At 64.5% G+C, this 16,012-nt stretch carries 15 protein-coding genes; 6 read left to right on the top strand and 9 right to left on the bottom strand.

Going from position 1 to position 16,012, the window contains the following annotated elements; genetic code table 11:
* From ACF3ND_RS05375 to ACF3ND_RS05365, 3 genes are all read right to left on the bottom strand, one after another.
* A complete protein-coding gene (locus ACF3ND_RS05375; RefSeq protein ID WP_394064973.1) occupies positions 1–297 on the bottom strand; it encodes an exodeoxyribonuclease VII small subunit in 297 nt (98 codons plus the stop codon).
* 164 nt (positions 298–461) lie between these two features.
* A complete protein-coding gene (locus tag ACF3ND_RS05370; RefSeq protein WP_394064971.1) occupies positions 462–1,325 on the bottom strand; it encodes a sulfurtransferase in 864 nt (287 codons plus the stop codon).
* On the bottom strand, positions 1,318–2,226 hold the full coding sequence (locus ACF3ND_RS05365; protein WP_394064969.1) for a DMT family transporter: 909 nt from the start codon (positions 2,224–2,226) through the stop codon (positions 1,318–1,320). Before ACF3ND_RS05365 ends, ACF3ND_RS05370 begins: the two co-directional genes overlap by 8 nt.
* 244 nt (positions 2,227–2,470) lie before the next feature.
* Here ACF3ND_RS05365 and htpX point away from each other — a divergent pair, with 244 nt between their 5' ends.
* Both htpX and ACF3ND_RS05355 read left to right on the top strand, forming a co-directional pair.
* Positions 2,471–3,352 (top strand): protease HtpX, encoded by an 882-nt coding sequence (htpX, locus tag ACF3ND_RS05360; RefSeq protein ID WP_394064967.1) that lies wholly within the window; start codon positions 2,471–2,473, stop codon positions 3,350–3,352.
* Between the two features lie 137 nt (positions 3,353–3,489).
* Positions 3,490–5,154: a Na/Pi cotransporter family protein gene (locus ACF3ND_RS05355; protein ID WP_394064965.1), complete on the top strand. Its 1,665-nt coding sequence runs from the start codon at positions 3,490–3,492 to the stop codon at positions 5,152–5,154.
* 60 nt (positions 5,155–5,214) lie between these two features.
* Here ACF3ND_RS05355 and polA read toward each other — a convergent pair whose 3' ends face one another.
* Positions 5,215–7,932 (bottom strand): DNA polymerase I, encoded by a 2,718-nt coding sequence (gene polA, locus ACF3ND_RS05350; protein ID WP_394064963.1) that lies wholly within the window; start codon positions 7,930–7,932, stop codon positions 5,215–5,217.
* Here polA and ACF3ND_RS05345 point away from each other — a divergent pair.
* The 4 genes from ACF3ND_RS05345 (at position 7,931) to hisM (ending at position 10,898) form a co-directional block, all read left to right on the top strand.
* Entirely contained in the window at positions 7,931–8,599 is a 669-nt protein-coding gene (locus ACF3ND_RS05345; protein WP_394064961.1) for a TIGR00730 family Rossman fold protein, read from the top strand. The genes polA and ACF3ND_RS05345 overlap by 2 nt on opposite strands.
* 101 nt (positions 8,600–8,700) lie before the next feature.
* Positions 8,701–9,492: a transporter substrate-binding domain-containing protein gene (locus ACF3ND_RS05340; protein WP_394064959.1), complete on the top strand. Its 792-nt coding sequence runs from the start codon at positions 8,701–8,703 to the stop codon at positions 9,490–9,492.
* 15 nt (positions 9,493–9,507) lie between these two features.
* Positions 9,508–10,197, top strand: a complete 690-nt coding sequence (locus ACF3ND_RS05335; RefSeq protein ID WP_394064957.1) for an ABC transporter permease — start codon at positions 9,508–9,510, stop codon at positions 10,195–10,197.
* Positions 10,194–10,898, top strand: a complete 705-nt coding sequence (gene hisM / locus ACF3ND_RS05330; protein WP_394065785.1) for a histidine ABC transporter permease HisM — start codon at positions 10,194–10,196, stop codon at positions 10,896–10,898. Before ACF3ND_RS05335 ends, hisM begins: the two co-directional genes overlap by 4 nt.
* 49 nt (positions 10,899–10,947) lie before the next feature.
* Here the strand turns inward: hisM and ACF3ND_RS05325 are convergent, their stop codons facing one another.
* From ACF3ND_RS05325 to rbfA, 5 genes are all read right to left on the bottom strand, one after another.
* Positions 10,948–11,409 carry a DUF1641 domain-containing protein gene (locus ACF3ND_RS05325; protein ID WP_394064955.1) on the bottom strand — a complete coding sequence of 154 codons (462 nt, stop codon included), beginning with the start codon at positions 11,407–11,409 and terminating at the stop codon, positions 10,948–10,950.
* Positions 11,410–11,424: 15 nt separating this feature from the next.
* The gene (locus ACF3ND_RS05320) at positions 11,425–12,615 is read right to left on the bottom strand and encodes an NAD(P)/FAD-dependent oxidoreductase (RefSeq protein WP_394064953.1); all 1,191 of its coding nucleotides are present in this window, start codon (positions 12,613–12,615) and stop codon (positions 11,425–11,427) included.
* A 379-nt stretch (positions 12,616–12,994) separates the two neighbouring features.
* A complete protein-coding gene (gene typA, locus ACF3ND_RS05315; RefSeq protein ID WP_394064951.1) occupies positions 12,995–14,812 on the bottom strand; it encodes a translational GTPase TypA in 1,818 nt (605 codons plus the stop codon).
* Between the two features lie 3 nt (positions 14,813–14,815).
* Positions 14,816–15,565, bottom strand: a complete 750-nt coding sequence (gene truB, locus ACF3ND_RS05310; RefSeq protein WP_394064949.1) for a tRNA pseudouridine(55) synthase TruB — start codon at positions 15,563–15,565, stop codon at positions 14,816–14,818.
* A gap of 33 nt (positions 15,566–15,598) precedes the next feature.
* The gene (gene rbfA, locus ACF3ND_RS05305) at positions 15,599–16,012 is read right to left on the bottom strand and encodes a 30S ribosome-binding factor RbfA (RefSeq protein WP_394064947.1); all 414 of its coding nucleotides are present in this window, start codon (positions 16,010–16,012) and stop codon (positions 15,599–15,601) included.

Here is a 16,012-nt window from a genome sequence, read left to right as displayed (position 1 = left end):
TTAAATGTCTCCATCCGCCTCGTCCCCGGACAAGGGACGCAGCAGATTTCCTTGCAATACACTGACCTGTTCCTGCGCAACGTCCAACTTGCGCTGACAGAATTTGGCAAGCTCCACGCCCTGCTCATAGGCCTGCAAGGCCTGCTCCAGCGGCAAGGCGCCGCTCTCCATCCGCGCCACCAGCGCCTCGAGCTGCGCCAGCGCGGACTCGAAGTCCTGCTCGGCGGACACGCCGGCCGCCGGTACGCCGGCCGCCGGTTCACCGGCCGTCTGATTATCGTCGCGAGATTTAACCATAACTTTTCCTGATCTGTGAGGACTGCCCGGGCGGCCATGGCGCCCGCCTGAAAAACGCATTGTACGGGAGCGGCGGACAACGCGCCGTTCAAGCACAAGCGGGGCCGCAGGCCATGGACGCGAAAAAGGGCCGCCTGGAAGCGGCCCTTCTGCATTGCTTGCCTTCAGCCGCGCGCCACCGGCCGCGTCGGGTCGCTGACCCATTCGCTCCAGGAGCCGGGGTAGATGCGCGAGCCGTTCAGCCCGGCCAGCTCCATGGCAAAAAGATTGTGACAAGCCGTAATGCCCGAACCGCACTGATGCACGACCTGCGAGGCAGGCGTGTCGCCCAGCAGAGCCTGGAACTCCTGCTGCAATTGCCCGGCAGGCTTGAAGCGGCCCTGGGCGTCGAGATTGTTCATATGGGAACGGTTGAGGGCGCCCGGGATATGCCCGGCCACCGGGTCCATGGGTTCGACTTCGCCCCGATAACGTTCGGGCGCGCGCGCGTCGATCACGGTGAAGACGGGCTGGGCGATATTGGCCAGGACCTGGTCGGCCTGTACCGTGGGCATGGCGGCCTGGCGCGGCAGGTTCAGGCTCTGTACGGCCTGGGCCTCGGAAACCGAAGGCTGGCGCCGGCCGGTCTCGACCTCGCCGCCGGCCTCCCGCCAGGCCTGCCAGCCGCCGTCCAGGATGGCCACATGCGGATGTCCGAGCCAGCGCAGCATCCACCACAAATGGCTGGCGAACAGCGAACCTTGCGCATCGTAGGCCACGACCTGCATGCCGGAGGTCAGCCCCTGCAGGCGCATCAGCGCCGCCAGGTCCTGGCGGTCGGGCAAGGGATGGCGGCCGTTGGCGCCGGTCCTGGGCGCGGCCAGGTCGGTTTCATGATCCAGGAACAGCGCGCCGGGGATATGGCCCTGCTCATAGGCGCGTCGCCCCGCCTGATGATCGGCCAGGTCGTGGCGCACATCGAACACCAGCCAGTCGGCGCGGCCCAGGTTGGCGCGCAGCTGCTCCGGGGTAACCAGGTAATCAAACATGTTCTGCCTCCTTGGCGGACGCCTCCGGACCGGGCGGCTGCTGGCCGCGCAGGATGCGGTCCTCGCTGTACGTGCGCCAGGCCGACAGCAGGCCCGATCCGATGATCAGCGCCATGCCGGTCCAGGCCAGCCAGTCGGGGAGATCGCCCCAAAATACGATGCCGATCAGAGCGGCAAAAATAATGGTGGTGTATTGGAGGGCCGCCGTCAACAGGGCCGAGCCCAGGCCGAAGGCGCGCGTCATGGTCAACTGGCCGAACAGGCCCGCCAGGCCCACGCCCAGCAGCGCCAGCCAGGCGCGCCAGTCCAGGTCGCGCCAGCCGTCCAGCAGCAGCCCGATGGCGCTTGAACAGACCACGAAGCAGGAGAAGATCAGCACCGTGCGCCATTCCGGCTCGCCCGCTCGCCCCAGGGCCCGCACCTGCATCATGGCAATCGCCGACAGGGCGCCAGCGCACAAGCCCAGCATGGCGGCGAACCACTGGTCTTCGGATATGCTGGGCCGCAATACGCCGATCACGCCCAGAAAGCCCAGCAGGACGGCCAGGATGCGAACGGGATCGCGCTGGGACCCGCCCCAGGCCAGCATCCAGACGGCAATGAACAAGGGCGCGGTGTAGTTCAGGCTGACGGCGGTGGACAGCGGCAGATAGGCCAGCGCCAGAAAGCCCAGCCACATGGAGGTGACGCCCGAGACATTGCGGCGTATGTGCAGCTTCCAGCTCTTGGGGGCGATGGGGCGTCGCCCCGCCTTGGCCCAGAAATAGAGCAGCAATACGGACGGCAGTCCGCGAAACAGCACGATCTGGGGCATGGACGCCCCCGCATCGGCGGACACTTTGACACAGGCCCCCATGATGGCAAACATGGCACAGGCCACCAGCATCCATAATGACTGCATGCGAACAAACCAGAATCAGAAATAAGGGGAAGTCATTACTATACTCCCCCGACTTGTAAAAAAACGCCCGCGTCCCCATATTGAACAAGCCATGCGACAGGATTGCGACACGCCGCCGCGGCGCCGCAAGCCAGAAGCTGACGAAAAGCTGAATTTTCTTGTCTTCCCGCTTTCAATTAAGGCTAAAATTTTCCACGGACCGCGGCGCGGCCCGTTTTTCTCAGTCACACCGGAATCCGCATTCATGAAACGAATTGTTCTCTTCCTGATCACCAACCTGGCCGTCATGCTGGTGCTGAGCGCCTCCATGAGCATCCTCGGTGTGGGACGGTATCTGAACGCGCAGGGCCTGGACCTGACCCAACTGCTGATCTTCTCCAGCCTGGTGGGCTTTACCGGCGCCATCATTTCGCTGCTGATGAGCAAGTGGATGGCCAAGCAAAGCGTCAACGCCCGGGTGATCGATCCCAACGCCCCCGCCAATGCCGAAGAAGCCTGGCTGGTCGACACCGTCCACCAGCTGGCCGACCGCGCCGGCATCGGCCGCCCCGAAGTGGCCATCTACGAAGGCGAGCCCAACGCCTTCGCCACCGGCGCCTTCAAGAACGACGCCCTGGTGGCCGTGTCCACCGGCCTGCTGCGCGGCATGACCGAAGAGGAAGTCATGGCCGTGCTGGGCCACGAGGTCGCGCACATCGCCAACGGCGACATGGTCACGCTGACCCTGATCCAGGGCGTGGTCAACACGTTCGTGATCTTCCTGGCGCGCGTGGCCGGCTACTTCGTGGACCGCGTGCTGCTGCGCAACGAGCGCGAGGTGGGCATAGGCTACTACGCCTCGGTCTTCGTGTTCGAACTGATCTTCGGCGTGCTGGCCTCCATCATCGTGGCCTGGTTCTCGCGCCAGCGCGAGTACCGCGCCGACGCTGGCTCGGCGCGCCTGCTCGGTTCGCGCCAGCCCATGATCCACGCCCTGGCCCGCCTGGGCGGCATGACTGCGGGCGAACTGCCCAAGAACTTCGAGGCCTCGGGCATCTCGGGCGGCGGCGCCGTCAGCGCCATGTTCGCCTCCCATCCGCCCATCGCGGCCCGCATCCAGGCCCTGCAGAACGCCCAGGCCGTGTAAACCCCCCTCCCCCGCAAAGCCCGCCTTCATGGCGGGCTTTCTTTTATCCCTGCGCCCCGGGCGCTCCTGGATGGGTTCCACTCGGCGATCGGCCTTCAGCCGCCACCATCGAGTCCGCGCTGCGCTATGATTCATTCATGAAAGAAATCTTTGCATTACTCGATTTCGGGGGGTATATCGCGCTGCTCATGTGGGGCGTCCACATGGTGCAGAGCGGGGTCCAGCGCGCCTTCGGCGCGGAGCTGGGCGTCTGGATGGGGCGCGCGCTGGGTCGTCCCAACCGCGCCTTCCTGGCGGGCGCGGCCATCACCGCCGCCATCCAGAGCAGCACCGCCACCGGACTGATGATCACCAGCTTCGCGGCCGGCGGCCTGGTGGCGCTCGTGCCGGCCCTGGCCGCCATGCTGGGCGCCAACGTGGGCACGACCCTGATCGTGCAGCTGCTGTCCTTCAAGCTGACCGCGCTGGCGCCGGCCCTGATCCTGCTGGGCGTCTGGCTGTTCCGCGCCCACGAGTCGGGACGCCGCCGCGACCTGGGACGAGTCTTCATCGGCCTGGGCCTGCTCCTGCTCTCCCTGCATGAACTGGTCGCGCTGTTCTCGCCCATCCAGGACGCGCCACTCTTGAAGACCATCCTGCAGGCGCTGTCCGACTCACCCATGACGGGCCTGATCCTGGCCGCCCTCCTGACCTGGGCGGCGCACTCCAGCGTGGCCATCGTGGTGCTGATCATCTCCCTGGCCAACCATCACTACATGGATCCGCAACTGACCTACGCCCTGGTGCTGGGCGCCAACCTGGGCACGGCCATCAATCCGGTGCTCGAAGGCGCGGGCGGCAACAAGGACCCGGCCAGCAAGCGCCTGCCGCTGGGCAATCTGGGCACGCGCGTGGCCGGCTGCATCGTCGGCATGCTGCTGCTGCCCTGGATCCCGGGCCTGATGAGCTGGTTCACGGACGACGCGGCGCGCGCCGCGGCCAACTTCCACACGTTCTTCAACCTGGCCGTGGCCGCCGTGTTCATGCCGCTGCTCAAGCCCTATTCGCGCCTGCTGAGCCGCCAACTGCCGCGCCGCAGCGATCCGGACGATCCCGGCAAGCCGCTCTACCTGGATGAATCGGCCCATGAAGTGCCCGCCGTGGCCCTGGGCAACGCCGCCCGGGAGGCGCTGCGCCTGTCGGACATGCTGCAGAGCATCCTGGGCACGGCTCGCCAGGCCCTGATCAGCAACAGCGCGCAAAGCATCAACCATGCGCGCTACATCAGCAACGCGGTCAACCGGCTGGACCAGCTGATCACCACCTACCTGGCCCGCCTGGACCAGGACAACCTGAGCAAGAACGACACGCGGCGCCTGAACGAGATCCTGGCTTTCTCGACCAATATGGCGCACGCCGCCGCCATCAGCGTCAGCGGCCTGCTGACCCATACCAGCAAGCTGCGCAAGCAAGGCTGGATCCTGCAGAGCGACGAGCAGGATGAGATCGGCAAGGTCATGGACCGGCTGATCCGCAACCAGCGCCAGGCCGCCGCCCTGTTCGTGGCCGAGGACGTGAAGACGGCCCGCTTCCTGGCGTTCGAGAAGGACTACTTCCGCGACCTGGAGGCCGGGGCGGCCGAACGCCACATCCGCAAGATCAAGTCGGGCCAGCTGGATTCGGCCGACCAGGGCTCGCTCTACCTGGAGATCCTGCGCGACGTGCGCACCATCAACTCCTATCTGGTCAGCGCGGCGGCCTATCCCATACTGGCCAAGCACGACGAACTGCTGCCCAACCGGGTGCGCGACCAGGGGAACTGAAGGCGATTCGCTCAGGCAGAAAAAAGGGGCGTCGAATCGCCCCTTTTCCGTCTCCGGCAGTCAGTGAGCCTGCTCCCAGTTCTCGCCCACGCCCACTTCGGCCACCAGCGGAACATCCAGCTTGGCCACATTGCACATCAGGCCGGGCAACTGCTCGCGCAACAGTTCCAGCTCATCCGGGGGCACGTCGAACACGAGTTCGTCGTGCACCTGCATGACCATCTGCGTCTTCAGGCCCTTTTCCCGGATCCAGTCCTGGACGGCCACCATGGCCATCTTGATCAGGTCGGCCGAGGTGCCCTGCATGGGCGCATTGATCGCGGCGCGCTCGGCGCCGGCCGTGCGCGGACCCTTGGCCCCTTTGAGTTCCGGCAGCCACAGGCGGCGACCGAATACGGTTTCCACGAAGCCCTGATCATGCGCCAGCGCCTTGATGCGGCTCATGTAGTCGGCCACGCCGGGATAGCGCGTGAAGTAGCGATCTATGTAGGCGCGCGCCGCATCCCGGGTGATGCCCAGGTTGCTGGCCAGGCCGAATTCGCCCATGCCGTAGATCAGACCGAAGTTGATGGCCTTGGCGGCGCGGCGCTGGTCCGAGGTGACCTCCTCGGTCTTCACGCCGAAGATTTCGGCCGCCGTGGCCGTATGCACGTCTCCGCCCTGCTCGAACACCTGCTGCAGGTTCGCATCGCCCGACACATGGGCCATGACGCGCAACTCGATCTGGGAATAGTCCGCGGACACGACCTTGCCCTGCTCGGACACGAAGGCCGTACGCACGCGCCGGCCTTCGGCCGTGCGCACCGGGATGTTCTGCAGGTTCGGATCCGAGGACGCCAGCCGCCCGGTCACCACCCCGGCCTGGGAATAGCGCGTGTGGACGCGCCCGGTGCGCGGATTGACCATCTTGGGCAGCTTGTCCGTATAGGTGGACTTCAGCTTGGCCAGGCCGCGGTATTCGAGCAGGACCTGGGGCAAGGGATAGTCCTGGGCCAGGCGGGTCAGCACGTCCTCATCGGTGGACGGCGCGCCGCTGGCCGTCTTGCGCACCACCGGAATGCCCAGCTTGCCGAACAGGATCTCCCCGACCTGCTTGGGCGAATTCATGTTGAAAGGCTGGCCGGCCAGTTCGTATGCCTTGTTCTCCAGCTCCAGCATCGTCTGCCCCAGCTCGCGGCTTTGCCGGGCCAGCGCCTGCACGTCCACCTTGACGCCATTGCGCTCCACGATGGTCAGCACCTCCGAGGTCTGGACCTCCAGCAGATAGACGCGCTCCAGCCCGGCCTGCTCGGCCACCTTGGGGCGCAGGCACTCGTGCAGGCGCAAGGTGTAGTCGGCGTCCTCGCAGGCATACTTCGATGCCGTCGGGATGTCCACCTCGTCAAAGCAGATCTGCTTGGCGCCCTTGCCGCAGATGTCCTCGTAGGAGGTGCCCTTCAAGCCCAGCCATTGCAGGGCCAGCTCTTCCATGTTGACGCGCTTGTGCGACTGCAGCACGTAGGCCTGCAGCATGGTGTCTTCGCGTATGCCGCGCAATGCCACGCCTTCGTTGGCAAAGACATGGCTGTCGTACTTGGCGTTGTGCAGCAGCTTGGCGGCCCGGGCGTCTTCCAGCCAGGGCCGCAGCACATCGAGCACCAGGTCCTTGTCCAGCTGCTCCAGCTCGTGGGTGGCGCGATGCGCCACCGGCACATAGAAGGCCTGGCCCGTACGCACCGCCACGGACAGGCCCACCAGGCGCGCCTGCAGGGGGTCCAGCGAGGTCGTCTCCGTATCCAGCGCCGTCAATCCGGCCTGCTGCAGCAGTTGCAGCAAGGCGCGCAATTGCGGCTCCGTGGTCACCGTCTGGTAGTCCAGCTGGTCGGGCGCGGCCTGAACCTGCGCCTGCACCCGGCCGTCCTGCGCCGGGATGCGGTCCGGATCGCCGGTCAGCTCGCGCAGCCAGCTGCGAAAGCCATAGGTCTCGTAGATGTCCTGCAGGACCTCCAGATCGGGAGGCAGGGGCGCCAGGGCGGCGAAGTCGCCGCTGAAGCCGGGCACCTCGCAGTCCAGCTTGACGGCCACCAGCTTGCGCGTCAGCTCGAAATTGGGGCTGAAATCGCGCAGGTTCTGGCCGGCCACGCCCTTGATGCTGTCCGCGTGGCGCAGCAATTCATCCAGGCTGCCGTGTTCGCTCAGCCACTTGGCGGCCGTCTTGGGCCCCACCTTGGGCACGCCGGGGATGTTGTCGGAGGTATCGCCGATCAGCATCAGGTAATCGATGATCTGGTCCGGACGCACGCCGTACTTGGCGATCACGCCCTCGATGTCCAGGCGCTCGTTGCTCATGGTGTTGACCAGTTCGACGTGCTCGTTGACCAGCTGCGCCAGGTCCTTGTCGCCGGTGGACACCACGGTGTCTATGCCGCGCTCGGTCGCCAGGCGAGCCAGCGTGCCGATGATGTCGTCCGCCTCCACGCCCGGCGCGCAGATCAGATGCCAGCCCATGGCGCGCACCGCGCGATGGATGGGCTCGATCTGCTGGGCGAGGTCTTCCGACATGGAAGGACGGTGGGCCTTGTACTGCTCGTAGAGGTCGTCGCGGAAGGTGCGGCCCTTGGCGTCGAATATACACACCATATAGTCGGCCTGATAATCCTGCAGCAGCCGGCGCAGCATGCCGATGACGCCGTACAGCGCGCCCGTGGGCTGGCCCTGGGCGTTTCTCAGATCGGGCATCGCGTGGTACGCTCGATACAGATAGCTGGAACCATCAACAAGCAACAAGGTTTTTTTCATGTCTAACAATAAAATCGTCCGTTTACCGGCCACAGAGCAGATTCCGACCATCATGCGGGAACTGCAGACTGCGGCCGATACATTAAAAGAAATGGGCGCGGGCGTCAGCGTGTTCGGCAGCGCGCGCATCAAGCCCGGTCACCCTTATTATCAACTGGCCCAGGAAGTGGGCCGCCGCCTGGCCGAAGCCGGCGTCACCCTGATCGCCGGCGGCGGCCCGGGCCTGATGGAAGCCGCGAACAAGGGCGCGTTCGAGGCGGGCGGGCAAAGCGTCGGCCTGAATATACGCCTGCCCCACGAAACCACCAACAATCCCTACCAGACCCAGAGCCTGCAGTTCGAATATTTCTATTCGCGCAAGGCCACCTTCTTCATGCACAGCTGGGCGTACATCGCGCTGCCCGGCGGCTTCGGCACCATGGACGAACTGTTCGAGGTCATGACGCTGGTGCAGACCGGCAAGGTGCCGCCGGCTCCCATTGTACTGATCGGGACCGAGTTTTGGTCCGGCCTGATCGGCTGGATCCGCGAACAGCTGCTGACACTGGGGCTCATCGCGCCCAAGGACCTGGATCTGCTGGTGGTCACCGACGATCTGGACGAGGTCATGACCTACATCAACAAGTGCTGCGTGCTGCCTAGGGCCGAACCCGCATTGCCCCAGTAAGGCGGACGGGTTAAATTTGCGTTCTCTTACCTCGGCCCTCAATCAGCAGGGCCGAATTCGTATTGAACGCCACAAGCTTGTCGATATTTGCAGGAGCACACATGAACAAGATCCTTGCCCGCCTTCTGATGGCGGCCTTTTGCAGCGCTGCGCTGCCCGGAGCGCACGCCGCCGGTATCGAGGAAATCCGTTTTGCCACTGAAGCGGGCTACCCCCCCTTCGAATACCTGAGCCCCAGCGGCGAGCTGCAAGGCTTCGACATCGACATCGGCAATGAGATCTGCAAGCGCCTGCAAGCCAAGTGCGTCTGGATAGACACCTCGTTCGACAGCCTGATCCCCGGCCTGCAGGCCCGCAAGTTCGACCTGGCCAACTCCACCATGACCGCCACCGCCGCGCGCGCCAAGGTCATCGACTTCTCCGAGCCCATGTACATCGTGCCGGTGCGCCTGGCGGCCCGCAAGGGCAGCGGCCTGGAGCCCACGGCCGAATCGCTCAAGGGCAAGCGCGTGGGCGTGCAGCAGGGCACCACCATGGAAACCTACGCCCGCCAGTACTGGGCCCCCAATGGCGTGACCGTGGTGGCCTACCCCAGCTACACGGACGCTTTCAACGACCTGGCAGGCGGACGCGTGGACGCCACCTTCCAGGAAGCCCAGAACGCCGTTGAAGGCTTTCTGACCAAGCCGGCCGGCGCGGACTTCGAGCTGACCGGTGCAGTCATCACCGACAGCCCCATCCTGAACGAGCCCATCGCCATGGGCATGCGCAAGGGCAACAAGAAGCTCAAGACGGCCATCGACCAGACCCTGCGCGAGATGAAGTCCGACGGCACCATGCAGACCTTCGCGGACAAGTACTTCCAGAAAGAGAACATCCGCATCGCCCCCTGACCTGGACGCCAGACCATGCTGCTTTACGGTTATGGGCCACAGTTGCTGGCCGGCACCTGGGAGACCATCAAGCTGGCGATCCTGTCGCTGCTGGTATCCCTGGCGCTGGGCCTGCTCGCGGCCCTCATGAAGCTGTCCCGCGCGCCGCTGCTGCGGCTGGCGGGCGGCCTGTACACGACGCTGATCCGGGGCATTCCGGACCTGGTGCTGCTGATGCTGTTCTTCTTCAGCCTGCAGATCTGGCTGAACGAGCTCACCGACTGGCTGGAGATCGACATGATCGAGATCGATCCCTTCGGCGCGGGCGTCGTCACCCTGGGCTTCATCTACGGAGCCTATTTCGCCGAAACCTTCCGCGGCGCGCTGCTGGCCATCCCCAAGGGCCAGATCGAGGCCGGCAAGGCCTGCGGCTGGAGCACCTTGCTGATCCTGCGCCGCATCCAGATCCCCCAGATGATGCGCTACGCCCTGCCGGGCCTGGGCAATAACTGGCAGGTGCTGCTCAAGTCCACGGCGCTGGTGTCGCTGATCGGGCTGAGCGACGTGGTGAAGATCGCCCAGAACGCGGGCAACGCCACCTTCAACTCCTTCCTGTTCGTGGGCCTGACCGCCCTGATCTACCTGGCGCTCACGGCCGTCAGCAACGTGGGGCTGCGCCATCTGGAGCGGCGCTACAACATGGGCGTGCGGGGAGCGGAATTCTGATGGACGTATTGAACGAATTCTGGCGCGCCTACCTGTACCAGAGCAACGGCCAGCTCTCGGGCCTGGCCATGACCTTGTGGCTGCTCGTGCTGTCGGTCACCATGGGCTTTTTCCTGTCCATCTTCATGGCCATGGGCCGGGTCTCGGCCAGGCAGTGGCTGTCCCGCCCCATCGGCGCCTTCACATACTTCTTTCGCGGCACGCCCCTGTATGTGCAGATCCTGCTGATCTACACGGCCATGTACAAGCTGGCCATCATCAAGGCGGTGCCGCCACTGGAAGCCTTCTTCCAGAGCGGCTTCAATTGCCTGGTGCTGGCGCTGATGCTCAACACCGTGGGCTACACCACCGAGATCTTCGCCGGCGCGATCCGCTCCATGCCGCCCGGTGAAGTGGAGGCCGCGCGGGCCTACGGGATGTCGGGCTGGACCCTGTACCGGCGCGTCATCCTGCCTCAGGCGCTGCGGCGGGCCCTGCCCGCCTACAGCAATGAAGTGATCCTGATGCTGCACGCCACGTCCCTGGCCTTTACCGCCACGGTGCCCGACCTGCTGAAGATCGCGCGCGACGCCAATGCCGCCACCTACCAGACCTTCACTTCCTACGGGATCGCGGCCCTGATCTACCTGGGCGTATCCTTCGCCCTGGTCGGCTTGTTCCGCATCGTCGAGAAGCGCCAGATGGCCTTCCTGAACCGCTGAGCCGGCTGCAGGGCCGGCGGGACGCGGCCACGACGCGCCCCGCCGGCTCTCAATCGCCCGTGTAATCCAGGTTCTGATAGCGCATCTGCCGGCCCATCACCCCCGCCATCAACAGGAAAAAAGTCAGGCCGCGGCGCACGTCCGGCTCCTTGGCCAGGCGCACCAGCCCCATCAGCGAGGGCGTCTGCTCGCTGGCGCGCAACTGGTCGGCCGCCATGCGCGCCGCATTGCCGGCCGCCCAGGCGGCCCCCACGCCTTCCTCGAAGGCGCGCGCCAGCTTCTCGACCATGTAGTCATCGCTCATGTCCACCAGGTCGGCCATCAGCGAGGCCACGTCCACCAGGCGATTGATCCTTCCGCCAGCCAGCAGCGGCTCCACCTTGGCCAGGAACTCCTCCAGGCCCTTGATGCCCGGATCCTCGCCCAGCAATGACTCCAGGCGCGAGGGCCCCGCCTGCCCGGCGGCGCCCGCCATGCCCTGCTCCAGCTCCTTGTCCAGTTCTGCTTTCATGAACGCTCTCCTTGCTCAGACCAGTCCGCGGGCCACGGCCCAGTACACGCCCCGATTGAAGCCCTTGCGCATCAATCCGCCCAGCTTGGTGGGCGGCGTGGGGTGCACATCCTCCTGGTAGTCGTACCAGAGCGGCATGCCGCCTTCCAGCCCCATCTGCGCCACGGCCACCACGCGCCCGTCGTACTCGTCGCAGGTGCGCCCGAAGCGGATCTCGGAGGCCAGGTTGTTCACCAGCACGGGCGACTGGTTGTGGCAGGAGCCGCCCGCCTTGCTGATGGGCAGGTCCACCGTATCGCCCAGCACGTAGGCATTGTCCAGCCCCAGCACCTTGAGCGTCTGGTGATCAGTGGGCACCCAGCCCTCGTTGTCGGCCGCCTGGGAGATGCCGGCGTCGCGCACGGCCGGCACCGCCGTGATGGGCGGAGTGGCCATCAGGATGTCGAAGGGTTCCTCTCCGCCCTCTTCCGAATAGGCCACCTTGCGCTCCGGATCCACGCGGCTGAGCGTGAAGCCCCGCTGGTGATGAATCCCGCGCTGCTCGAAGATGGGAGGCAGGACCTGGCAGACCTCGTCCTGCAGGAACAGGCAGTTGCGCAGCAGCTGCGACACCGTGGGATAGGTGTAGGAAATCTGCACCTTGTCGCGCACGCCGCGCCTGCGCAGGAACTCGTCCAGCATCAGGGTGGTCTCCACCGGAGCGATGCCGCATTGATGCGGCACGTTATGGGTCTTGGGAAAGGTCACCGTGATCAGCACCCGTCCTTTCTCCAGGCGGCTCAGCCGGTCGGCCAGCTGACGGGCCGGGGCATGCTGGTAGAAATGGTCGCCGCCCTCTTTCAGGCCTTCGATCTTTTCCGGCGCCGGCACGCAGCCCGTGGCGATGACCAGATAGTCATACGGAATTTTTTTACCGCTGGCGCAATACAGGCGACTGGCCGAAAAATCAAAACCGGTCACCTCTTCCAATTGAAAATCGATTTCCGGCCGGAGCAGGGAGGTCTGCGGCCGCCGCAATTCATCCCGGAAAAAGGCATTGAAGGCCACATACATGAAAGCCGGTTTGTAATAATGCCAGGGAGAATTGGACAACAGGGTGATGCGGACTTTCCCGGAACGGATTTCCGGATACAGCTTGGTGACCAGGTGATTGGCGGTCATGGTGCCGCCAATGCCTCCGCCTACTATGACAATATGCTGCGCCATCGGTGTTCTCCTTATGGGAAAGCGGGCCCGGACTCGCCAGGTCGGCGATGCAAGCCGGACCGGAACCAACAACTTCGTAGCAGCGAACCGTCGCCGGCCATGGCGGCGCGATTCAGGCATGGATGGCCCTTGCGCCCGAGGGGCTTCAGGGTGTGGCCATAGCTTAGTAAAACAATTATTTATTATCCAGGGTTATTTTCCCTTAGATAAGCATCGCGCCATGGACCATCAATTTGTTTTATCCGGCATTTTGATTTTTATTCCGCATTTTTATTAGCCGCCATATTTACAAACCATTCGCCAGAAATTCATGTTGTTCAACAAGATAAAAAAAACGCCTGCACGAGGCAGGCGTTCTTGAGGGTTTGAAAAGAAACGATCAGCCTTCGCGCAGGCTGCGACGGCGCTCGTGCTCCTTCAGGTAGCGCTTGCGCAGACGGATGGACTTGGGCGTCACTTCCACCAGCTCGTCGTCATCCAGGAAGTCCACTGCATACTCCAGGCTCAGGCGGATGGGCGGCACCAGGTCGATGTGCTCGTCCTTGCCGGAGGCGCGTACGTTGGTCAGCTTCTTTTCCTTGATGGGATTGACGACCAGGTCGTTGTCGCGGCTGTGGATGCCGATGATCATGCCTTCGTACAGGGCTTCGCCTGGCGAGACGAACATGCGGCCGCGATCCTGCAGCTTCCACAGTGCATAGGCCACGGCGTCGCCCTCGTCCTGGCTGATCAGCACGCCGTTGCGACGCTCGCCCACCGTGCCTTCGCGCATGGGGCGGAACTCGTCGAAAATGTGGCTCATCAGACCCGTACCGCGCGTCAGCGTCATGAACTCGCCCTGGAAGCCGATCAGGCCGCGGGCGGGGATGCGGTATTCCAGACGGGTGCGGCCGCGACCATCGGGGATCATGTCCTGCAGGTCGCCGCGGCGGCGGCCCAGCTCTTCCATGACGCCGCCCTGGTGGCCGTCTTCCACGTCCACGGTCAGCAGCTCGTAGGGCTCCATCTTCACGCCGTTCTCTTCACGGATCAGCACGCGTGGACGCGACACGGCCAGCTCGTAGCCTTCACGGCGCATGTTCTCGATCAGGATGGTCAGGTGCAGCTCGCCCCGGCCGCAGACCTCGAACACCGTGTCGTCGTCCGTGTCGTTCACGCGCAGCGCCACGTTGGATTTCAGCTCGCGTTCCAGGCGGTCGCGCAGCTGGCGGCTGGTCACGAACTTGCCTTCGCGGCCGGCCAGCGGCGAGGTGTTCACCATGAAGTTCATGGTCAGGGTGGGCTCGTCGATGCGCAGCAGCGGCAGCGCCTCGGGATTGGCGGGATCCATGACGGTGCAGCCTATGCCCACTTCCTCGATGCCGTTGATCAGCACGATGTCGCCGGCCTCGGCTTCCTCGACCTGGACGCGTTCCAGGCCCTTGAACTTCAGCACCTGGTTGATGCGGCCCTTGATGGGTTCGCCTTCAGGGCCGAACTTGACGATCACATCCTGGCCGGAACGAACGCGACCGCGGTTCACGCGGCCCACGCCGATCTTGCCCACGTAGGAGCTGTAGTCCAGCGAACAGATCTGCAATTGCAAGGGCGCGTTCACGTCGTCTTCGCGCTGCGGCACATGCTTCAGGATGGCGTCGAACAGGGGGCGCATGTCGCCGTCGCGCACGTCCTCGGTCAGGCCGGCGTAGCCGGACAGGCCCGATGCGTAGATGATGGGGAAGTCCAGCTGCTCGTCGGTGGCGCCCAGCTTGTCGAACAGGTCGAAGGTGGCGTTGATGGCATAGTCGGGACGGGCGCCGGGACGGTCGATCTTGTTGACCACCACGATGGGACGCAAGCCCAGCTCCAGCGCCTTGCGGGTCACGAAGCGGGTCTGGGGCATGGGGCCCTCGACCGCGTCCACCAGCAGCAGCACACCGTCGACCATGGACAGCACGCGCTCGACCTCGCCGCCGAAGTCGGCGTGGCCGGGGGTGTCGATGATGTTGATGTGCGTGCCTTCGTATTCGACGGCGCAGTTCTTGGCCAGAATGGTGATGCCGCGCTCTTTCTCGATATCGCCCGAGTCCATGACGCGTTCCGAGACATGTTCGTTCTCGCGGAACGTACCGGCCTGTCTCAACAGTTGATCGACCAGGGTAGTCTTACCGTGGTCGACGTGGGCAATAATGGCCACATTGCGCAATGCGCGACTCATAACTCATCCTTCTGATTGAAGTTTCTTGGGCAAAATCTCGGTAGGCAGGCTCTCGATGGCCAGCAAGGCCGACATCGGGTCTTCCATGGCCTGCAGCGTGTCAAGGCTGAAGGCATCGTCGATATTAAAAGGTCCCAGTTCCGTGCGGCGCAGGGCCGACAGGTGGGCGTAGCATCCCAGCGCGCGTCCGATGTCCTGGGCCAGGGTCCGGATATAGGTTCCCTTGCTGCAGCGTACATACAGGCGCGCCGAGCGCGGCGTGCATTCCAGCACAGTCAATTCGTGAATCACGACGCATCGCGCTTCACGTTCCAGCTCAATGCCCTGGCGGGCATATTCATACAGGGGCTTGCCGTCGCGCTTGAGCGCGGAATACATGGGCGGCACCTGCGATATGGGGCCCCGGAAGGCCGGCAGCGCCGCTTCCAGCGCGTCCTTGGCCACGCCCGCAAAGTCCGCGGCCTGGGCCGTGACGTTGCCGGTCAGGTCCCCGGAATCGGTTTCCTCGCCGAAGGCGAGCGTGGCCTCGTAGGCCTTGTCCGCCTCCAGCATGGTGGCGGAGATTTTGGTGGCCCTGCCGAAGCAGCAGACCAGCAGCCCCGTGGCGAAAGGGTCCAGCGTACCGGTGTGGCCGGCCTTGCGGGCGTCCAGGGTACGGCGGGCGCGCTGCAGGGCGTGGTTGCTGGACAGGCCCTCAGGCTTGTCCAGAAGCAGCACGCCATCGATCAACTGCCCGCGTCGTCGCGTAGCCATTGTGTGTCAGTCCGTGAGAAAACAACAGCCGAGTCAGGACTGTTCGTCAGGGTCGTCGGCCTGGGAGGCAGAGCCGGTCAGTTCGCTGTCGGCCCTGGTCGCGCTGTCGATGAGCTTGGACAGCTCCATGCCGCGCTCCAGTTGCCTGTCGTGATGGAAATGCAGGGTGGGCACGGTATGGATGTGCAGCAATTTGTACAGCTGTGAATGCAGCCAGCCCGCCTTCTCCGATAGAACGGCCTGGGCCGCCTCGGGTTCGGCGCCAAGCACCGAATAATAAATTTTAGCGTGTGCGTAATCAGGCGACAACTCCACGCCGGTCAGGGTGATCAGACCGGCGCGGGTCATATCGATCTCGCGCTGGATGAGGACCGCCAGATCCTTCTGGATCTGGTCGGCCAGGCGCGTATTGCGCCCCGGATTGGGTTTGGACTTGTGTCTTGCCAT

The sequence above is a fragment of the Alcaligenes sp. WGS1538 genome (assembly GCF_043187505.1).
Classification (GTDB): Bacteria; Pseudomonadota; Gammaproteobacteria; order Burkholderiales; family Burkholderiaceae_B; genus Alcaligenes.
The sequence above is the reverse complement of the archived record's forward strand: the minus strand, read 5'-3'. Positions and strand labels throughout refer to the sequence as shown.